Annotated in this window: 6 protein-coding genes and 1 pseudogene; 2 read left to right on the top strand and 5 right to left on the bottom strand. The window is 74.0% G+C overall.

The genetic code is table 11. The annotated features are described in order from the left end of the window. From ACWCP2_RS35375 to ACWCP2_RS35355, 5 genes and pseudogenes are all read right to left on the bottom strand, one after another. Nucleotides 1–1,428 (bottom strand): annotated as a pseudogene (locus tag ACWCP2_RS35375) (DUF6493 family protein); the annotation flags it as partial. Next, nucleotides 1,425–2,837 (bottom strand): SWIM zinc finger family protein, encoded by a 1,413-nt coding sequence (locus ACWCP2_RS35370; RefSeq protein WP_450912658.1) that lies wholly within the window; start codon nt 2,835–2,837, stop codon nt 1,425–1,427. The gene ACWCP2_RS35370 and the pseudogene ACWCP2_RS35375, both read right to left, overlap by 4 nt. Nucleotides 2,838–2,888: 51 nt before the next feature. Further along, on the bottom strand, nt 2,889–3,260 hold the full coding sequence (locus ACWCP2_RS35365; RefSeq protein ID WP_450912657.1) for a hypothetical protein: 372 nt from the start codon (nt 3,258–3,260) through the stop codon (nt 2,889–2,891). Next, nucleotides 3,221–3,916: a Gfo/Idh/MocA family protein gene (locus ACWCP2_RS35360; RefSeq protein ID WP_450912656.1), complete on the bottom strand. Its 696-nt coding sequence runs from the start codon at nt 3,914–3,916 to the stop codon at nt 3,221–3,223. The genes ACWCP2_RS35365 and ACWCP2_RS35360 overlap by 40 nt, the downstream gene beginning before the upstream one ends. A gap of 11 nt (nt 3,917–3,927) precedes the next feature. Beyond that, nucleotides 3,928–4,266: a hypothetical protein gene (locus ACWCP2_RS35355; RefSeq protein ID WP_450912655.1), complete on the bottom strand. Its 339-nt coding sequence runs from the start codon at nt 4,264–4,266 to the stop codon at nt 3,928–3,930. 199 nt (nt 4,267–4,465) lie between these two features. Between ACWCP2_RS35355 and ACWCP2_RS35350 the strand changes: the two genes are divergently transcribed. Continuing rightward, nucleotides 4,466–5,725, top strand: coding sequence for an FAD-dependent oxidoreductase (locus tag ACWCP2_RS35350; protein WP_450912654.1), 1,260 nt, complete (start codon nt 4,466–4,468; stop codon nt 5,723–5,725). Between the two features lie 244 nt (nt 5,726–5,969). Then, on the top strand, nt 5,970–7,376 hold the full coding sequence (locus ACWCP2_RS35345) for an amidohydrolase family protein (RefSeq protein WP_450912653.1): 1,407 nt from the start codon (nt 5,970–5,972) through the stop codon (nt 7,374–7,376). Nucleotides 7,377–7,450: the final 74 nt, after the last annotated feature.

Genomic DNA, 7,450 nt, shown 5'->3' with positions numbered 1-7,450 from the left:
GCGGTCCCGGTGCGCGTGCCGGACCAGGCCGTCGAGGGCCCGCTCGAACTCCTCGACGTTCGTGGTGCGGGAGTTGATGACGGCGGCGACGAGTTCCACGGTCTCCGCGACCGTTCCGGGCGTCGGCGCGACCGGGGCCGGGGCCGGGGGCGGCGGAAGGAGCTCCTGGTAGGGGCCGGTGTCCTCGGCGGGGGCTGCCGCGTCCTGTCCGAGGAGTTCTACGGCGCGTGCGTGGTGGGCGGGGCTCAGCAGCCGGGCCTGCTCGGCGAGTTCGGCGCGCAGGGCCGGGTCCTCGGTGAGGTGGAGGGCGACCAGCTTGAGCGCGCGCTCCTGGATGTCGGTGTCGGTGTGCCCGAAGGCTTCGCCGAGCACCGGCAGCAGCTCGGGGGCTGCGGCCGGGTCACGGCGCAGTTCCTTGCCGAGCAGGACGAGCTGGGCGCGGACGAGCTTCTTCTCGGGGCGGAAGAGGACGGCTGCCGACATCTCGGCCAGCAGTCGGTGGCCGAGGTGGCCCGCGGCGGCGAGCCGGGCCAGTGTCTGCTGGGCGTACCCGGCCACCGGGGACGGGGCGTCGGCGGTCAGCGCGATCCAGTCGGCGGCGCGCTCGCGCTCTTCCTCCTCGGTCGGACGCAGCGCCTGCCAGATCGCCTGGTAGGGCTTGAGCTGGTGGTACTTGCCTCCGCGCAGGAGGCGGGCCGTGCATCCGTCGAGGAGCGCGGCCCGGGCCACGATGCCGTCCGCGGCGAGCCCGGCCAGGGCCGCCGGCCAGTGGTGGGGATCGCGCGGATCGCAGCGCCAGCCGAGGACGCGGACCGGCTCGGCGGTCTCGAAGAGGCGCGGTACGAGGGCGCCGGCGTGGGGGTCGCCCCGCAGGGCGTGGGCGAGCGGGGCGCGGGAGGTCCCCACGGCCATCGCCCAGCCCTCGACGCAGCCGTCGGTGGTGGGCATCGGGCAGTCGGCGAGCCGGACGAGTTCGCTGATCAGCGGGTAGTCCTGCTCGGCGGTGGAGGCCCGGGCGGCCAGCCGGTGGGCGAGATCGCCGAGCCATGACGGCTCCCGGTCGCCCAGGACGTCGAGGAGCACTGCTACGGGGACCTGCTGCCAGCGGCGCATGTCCCGGGCGCCGATCCAAGCGGCGGCCGCTGCCGCGCCGGTGTGGCAGCCGGCTCCGGCGACCACCAGGGCGGTGCTCATCAGGTCCCGTTGCTGCCAGCCGTCCCAGCCCTGGGCGCGCAGTTCGCCGCGCACCTGCTTCAGGCCGGCGAGCAGGTCGCGGCGCTGCGTACGGTCCAGGGGCCGCAGGAGCCCGGGCAGTGCGGCGGTGCGTCCCGTGCGCACGGCGTCGAGGACGCCGTCGACGGAGGGCTGCCCGGGGGCGGTGGCCTGCGCGGCGGTGGCCTGCGCGGCGGTGGAGGTCGTGCTGTTCATCGTGCGGCTCCGGTGGTGGCGGTGGTGACGGTGCGGGCGGTGTCGGTGGCCGCGCGCAGGGCCATGCGGGTGGCGAGTGCGTGCTTGCAGGGGCCGCGGCGGCCGCGGTGGTCGGCCCACCACTGGCAGGTGCAGCTGAGTGCGCCTCCGGACTCGCGTACCTGGTAGCGGCGTTCGCCCGAGGTCACGACCGAGGTGCCGGGGCGGTCCAGGGCGACCGCGCCGGCGTCGAGCAGTGCGCGGGCGGCGACGAGGCGCGGGTTGTGGCGTTCGGCGCGGCGGGCGTCGTAGGGCAGTTCGCGGTGGAAGTACGCGGCTTCGGCGATGTCGTAGCCGACCCGGCCGGCGGTGCCGAGGCGGGTGAGTGCGGCCCGGACCCGCTCGACGGGGAGACCCGACTGTTCGGCGAGGTCGGCCGGGTCGATGCGGGGTTCCCAGGCGAGCAGGACGGAGATCAGCTCGGCGTCCTGGGCCGCCTCGTCGGTGGCGAGGGCCTCCAGGACGGCGCCTTCGCCGGAGAATCCGCGGTCGGCCTCCGGGGAGAGGGTGAGGGTGAGCCGCATGCCGGGCAGGCCGATCTCCCAGGCGGAGGCGGTGGGGTGGGCTCCGTCCGCCGCGGGACCGTACACGCGCAGGGCGACGGCCTGTCGCAGCACCCGCTGGAGGGCGGCGAGGCGCTCGGGGCCGGGGAGGCAGACGGCGCCAGGGACGGGCCGGGTGGTGGGCCGCAGGGTCCGGCCCGCGGGTACCACCCAGAGGGGGCCGCCCGCGGCCGCGCCGCCCGTCGTGGTGCGCGGGAGGGAGCGCAGGAACCGGGCCGTTTCGGCGGCGCCCAGTTCGGCGCGCAGGTCGAAGCCGGTGGTGATGGCCTGGGACTCGGCGAAGCCCCGTAGCCAGCGGTCGGGCAGCGGCACCTTCTTCTCGACGACCGAGCCCTCCAGCGTGGTGACCGCCAGCTCGTCGGGGCCGACCCGCAGGTGCAGCGGATCGTCGCCGGTGAGCCGGGACAGCGCTTCGCGCAGCGGGTTGTTGACGTCGACGTTGGTGGTGCCGTGCCCGGTGTCGGCGCCGCGCAGGCCCTCGGGCAGCACGTCGAGGCGGGCGTACACGCCGCAGCAGCCGGAGAAGGACTCGAAGCGCAGCCGGTCTCCGTTGCCCGTGACCACCGGGTCGAGGGAGGCGCGCAGGGTGCGGCGGTAGTAGCGGGCCGCGGCCACGTCCGCGACGGCGAGCAGGGCGCGGGCGGCGGCCTGAGGGGCACTCAGGAACCCGGCGAAGAACTGCGGGTGGGCCTCGGCTCCTGCCGGCGTCAGACCGCCCGCGGTCTCCAGCCCGAGGGACTGGCCCGTCGCGGCGGAGGTCAGGGAGGAGGGGCGGGCATAGGCGAAAGTGTGTGCGGTTCGCGTCATGAACGGGACGTTAGGGGGAGCCACTGACAGCGCCGGGGGCTCACCGGGGAGTCAGATGTCGGCGTGCACCGCCTCCACGGTTCCGGACCGGCGTGCGCGTTCGGCCGCGAGGACCGCGAGGTGGCTCAGCAGGGACTCGCGGGGGCCGGAGCGGATGAGGGAGGCGTCCCCGGTGGCCACGGCTTCGACGAAGCAGTCCATCAGGCCGCCGTCTCCGCCGCCGTGGCCGCCGGCCGCGCTCATGTCACCGACCGCGGTGGAGTCGATGACCTCGTCGAGACCGGTGCGGAAGTCGTGGACGCGCACCGTGGCGCCGTCCCCGTGCAGTTCTCCCCGGGTGCCGAAGACCGCCGTGCGCCGGTCCGTCATCCTGGTGAAGCCGGTCATCGTGAAGGTGGCCGTGACCCCGGTCGCGAACTCCATCGCGACGACCTGGTGGTCGACGACGTCGTTGTCGCAGGCGTAGACGCAGCGGCCGTACGGGCCTTCGCGCAGGGCCAGTTCCAGGGCGGGCCCGGTCGGCTCGTCGACGACGACCGAAAGCGGCCAGCCGTGGTCCCCCGCCGCGAGCCGCTCCCCGTAGATCCGCCGGGCGGAGAAGGCGCAATCGGCCTCGACGGAGCAGTCCAGGCACCGGTCGGCCGCGCCGGCGGGGCGGTGGGCGGGCGTGAAGTGGTGTACGGGGTGTAGCGCAGCACGTCGCCGACGGCCGGCATCACTCCGGCCCGCTCCACGGCGGCGACGACGGCCCGGCAGGAGGCCTCGTCGAGGGCCATCGGCTTCTCCAGCATGATGTGGTGGCCGAGCCCGGCGAACGCGAGGGCCGGCTCCAGGTGTTGGCGGTCCATGGTGCAGATCAGCACCGCGTCCGCGATCCGCCCGCGAGCGGCGAGTTCGCGCCAGTCGGTCACCGCGTCGGGCGCGGCGATCCCGTGCTCCGCCGCGAACCGCTCCCGGCGGACGGCGCGCGGTTCCGCGACCGCGACGACGCGCGCCCGGCCGGGGTGTTCCAGGGCCCAGCGCGCATGCTTCGCACCCCGCTCACCGGCGCCGACCACGATGAGGGAGACGGGCGCCATGCCGCGGCTTCCTAGGAGGACCTGCGGCGCAGGAACATGCGGACCCCGAAGACGATCGCGATCACCACGATGACGAGGAGCACGACGATGAGGAGGCTCTTGAACAGGCCGCCCTTCTTCTTGCTCTTCTTCTTTTTCTTCTTGTTGCCGGTCACCGCCTGTACCTGGGAGGACTCCGGCGCGCGGAGCACCGTCACCGCGCCGGCGCCCGCCAGGAGGGGGCCTCGCGGGAGGGCGGCGGCCGCGGGAGCCTGCCGGGCGGCCGACGGGGCGGACACGGCCGCGGTGGCGGTCGCCGCCGGGCCGAGCAGCAGGCCGGCGAGCACGAGCAGCGGTACCAGTGCGGACACCGCCGCACGGGGACGCTTCCTCGGAATGCTCTGGTTTGTCACCGTATCCCCCTATGATTTCGATGCCCCGTCAGGGGCCTGGTGGAACCAGGCCTGAAGGGGCCTTGCAGCATCGTCGGCGAGTCCGGCCGCCCCGGCAAGAGGATGAGCGGGAACGCCTCGCCGGGCCGGGCCCGGACCTGCGAAGGGATGGGTTTTCGTGGAGCGTACGACCTGCTGCGTGGTGGGAGGCGGACCCGCCGGGATGGTGCTGGCCCTGCTGCTGGCCCGGGCCGGGGTGGAGGTCACCGTGCTGGAGAAGCACGGCGACTTCCTGCGCGATTTCCGCGGCGACACCGTGCACCCCTCCACCCTGGCGCTGCTCGACGACATCGGCCTCGCCGAGCGGTTCGCGCGGCTGCCCCAGCGGCGGGTGACCTCGGTGCAACTGCCCATCGGGCCGGACCGTTCCCTCGTGACGATCGGGAACATCGGGGCGCTGCCGGGGAAGTACAACTACATCGCGATGGTGCCGCAGTGGGACCTGCTCGACCTGCTCGCCGACGAGGCGCGCAGGGAACCCTCCTTCCGGCTGCGCATGAACACCGAGGCGACGTCGTTCCTCATGGAACACGGCCGGGTCGCCGGCGTGCGCTACCGGACCGCGGACGGCGCCACCGGGGAGATCAGGGCCACGCTGACCGTGGCCTGCGACGGCCGCGGGTCCTTCGCCAGGGTGCTGCCCGAGCTGGGCCTGGAGGAGTTCCCGTGCCCCATGGACGCCTGGTGGTTCCGGATGCCGCGCCACGCGAGCGATCCCAGCGGGCTCGTCGGGGGCCTGGGCGAGCGGTTCTTCAGTGCGCTCATCGACCGCGGGGACTACTGGCAGATCGCCGGGCTCATCCCCAAGGGAACCGATGCCGAGCTCCGCGCGGAAGGCCTGGACCGGTTCATGGACCGGTTCACCCGGGCCGTCCCGTGGCTGGCCGACCGGGCGCACTCGGTCGCTTCCTGGGACGAGGTCAAGCTGCTCGACGTACGGCTGGACCGGCTGCGCCGCTGGCACCGGCCGGGGCTGCTGTGCATCGGCGACGCCGCCCACGCCATGTCGCCGGTCTTCGGCATCGGCATCAACCTCGCCGTGCAGGACGCGGTGGCGGCGGCCCGCCACCTCGTGGGCCCGCTGCGCGCCGGGACCGTGGGGCTGCACGACGTACGCCGGGTGCAGCGCCGCCGCATGCCCACGACGCTGGCGACCCAGGGACTGCAACGCACGGCCCACGCGCGGGTCATCGGGCCGCTGCTGGCCGGGCGGAGCGCGGTCGGCCACCCGCGGGCGGCGAAGCGGCTGACGGAGCTCGTCACCGGATCCCGGTGGCTGAACCGGGTGCCGGCCTACTTCATCGCGTACGGGGCCCTGCGCGAGCGGCCGCCGGCGGAGTCGCTCCACGGCGGCTCGGAGGCACGGGACTCCTCGTAGGCAGCCCGCAGCCCCCAGCCCCCAGCCCCAGCCCCCGTCCCCAGTTCTTCTACAAAATGTTGACGCACCTCTATCGGAAAGCCACGGGACAGATGGACGATTCGGATAGCCCGCCCGCCGTCATCTGACCTCCTGTCAGCGCGGGCAAGGGCCGATTGCACCCTCGTGCGTTGGGAGGCCACAAGCCATGAACCCGCTCAGCGAGTGTCCCGAACCCGCCCCGAACCGCTTACCGGAAACCCGTGTGCCCGCGCCGAAAACGGGGGCGCCCAGTCGTCGCAGCGTCCTGGGCGGCCTCGGCATCGCCGCGGCCGCTCCGCTCGTCCTGGGCGCGGCAAGGAGCCGGCCGTACGGGGGAACGCCCCCGGCCCGGACCACCGTGCTCAGGAACGCCTCACTCGTGCTCACCATGGACCCGGCCCTCGGCGAAGGCCCGCTGGGGACGGTCGAGCACGCGGACGTCCTCATGCGGGACGGCGCCGTCGCGGCCGTGGGGAAACGGCTGACCGTCCCGCCCGGCACCCAGGTCATCGACGCCTCGGGCCGGCTGGTGATGCCGGGGTTCGTCGATGTGCACACCCACCTGTGGCAGTCGTCGATGCGGGGCGGCTGCGCCGACCGCGACCTCTTCGGCTGGCTGGCCGACTGCAACCGGGCGACGTTCTCCCGGATCGAGCCCGCGGACATGTACCGCTTCGTCCGCCTCGGCGCGCTCGACTCCGTCCAGTCCGGCGTGACCACGCTCGTGGACTGGGTGGACGCCCTCCCCTACGACACGACGGTCCAGTACGTACGGGCCCTGGCCGACACGGGCGTGCGCTTCGCCTACGCGATGTTCCAGGGGGAACGGGAAGCATCGCTGATCGCCCGGACGAAGAAGGAGCTCCTCGACCCGCTCCCCCTCGCTTCGGCGCAGGTCGCCACCCACGCGGCGCGGGCCATCAAGGGCCTCAACCAAGCGCATTGGGAGATCGCCCGCGACCTCGGGATCATGCTCAACAGCCACGTGCTCGAACGCTCCGAGCAGCGCGCGGACGACCCCGTGGGCACCCTCACGGACATCGGCGCGCTGGGTCCGCGGCTGCTCATGAACCACGCGATCCACCTCACCGACGACGAGATCTCCGCGCTGGCCGCGCACGACGTACGGGTCGCGCACTGCCCGCTCAGCAACATGCGTCTCGGCTCGGGGATCATGCGGCTGCCGGACCTCGGGCGGCGCGGCGTCAAGGCCGGGCTCGGCCAGGACGGCGGGACCAACGACAGCTCCGACTTCTTCGCCCTCATGAAGGCCGCCATCGGTCTCCAGCGCGCACGCTCGATGGGGACCTCGGTGTTCCCCCAGGTGCAGGACGTCCTGCGGATGGCCACGATCGGCGGAGCCGAGGCGATCGGCACGGCCGGCACGGTGGGATCGCTGAGCCCCGGCAAGCGCGCCGACGTCATCGTGATCGATCCCGCCGCCCTCAACTTCGCCCCGCGCTTCGACTGGGTCAACCAGATCGTCTTCAACGGCCGCCCGGAGAACGTCCGCGCCGTCTTCGTGGACGGCCGTCCGCTCAAACTCGACGGCCGCCTCGTCGGCATCGACACCGAACGGGTCGTACGAGAAGCGGAGTCCGCGGCCACCCGGCTGCGCGCCGCCTCCTGAGACCGGGCGCGCCGCGCCCGCGCGAACGGCGGGGCCCCGGGGCGCTCGACGCGCTCCGGGGCCCGCTGTTCGCT

Source organism: Streptomyces sp. NPDC002104, from assembly GCF_053593795.1.
The sequence above is the reverse complement of the archived record's forward strand: the minus strand, read 5'-3'. Positions and strand labels throughout refer to the sequence as shown.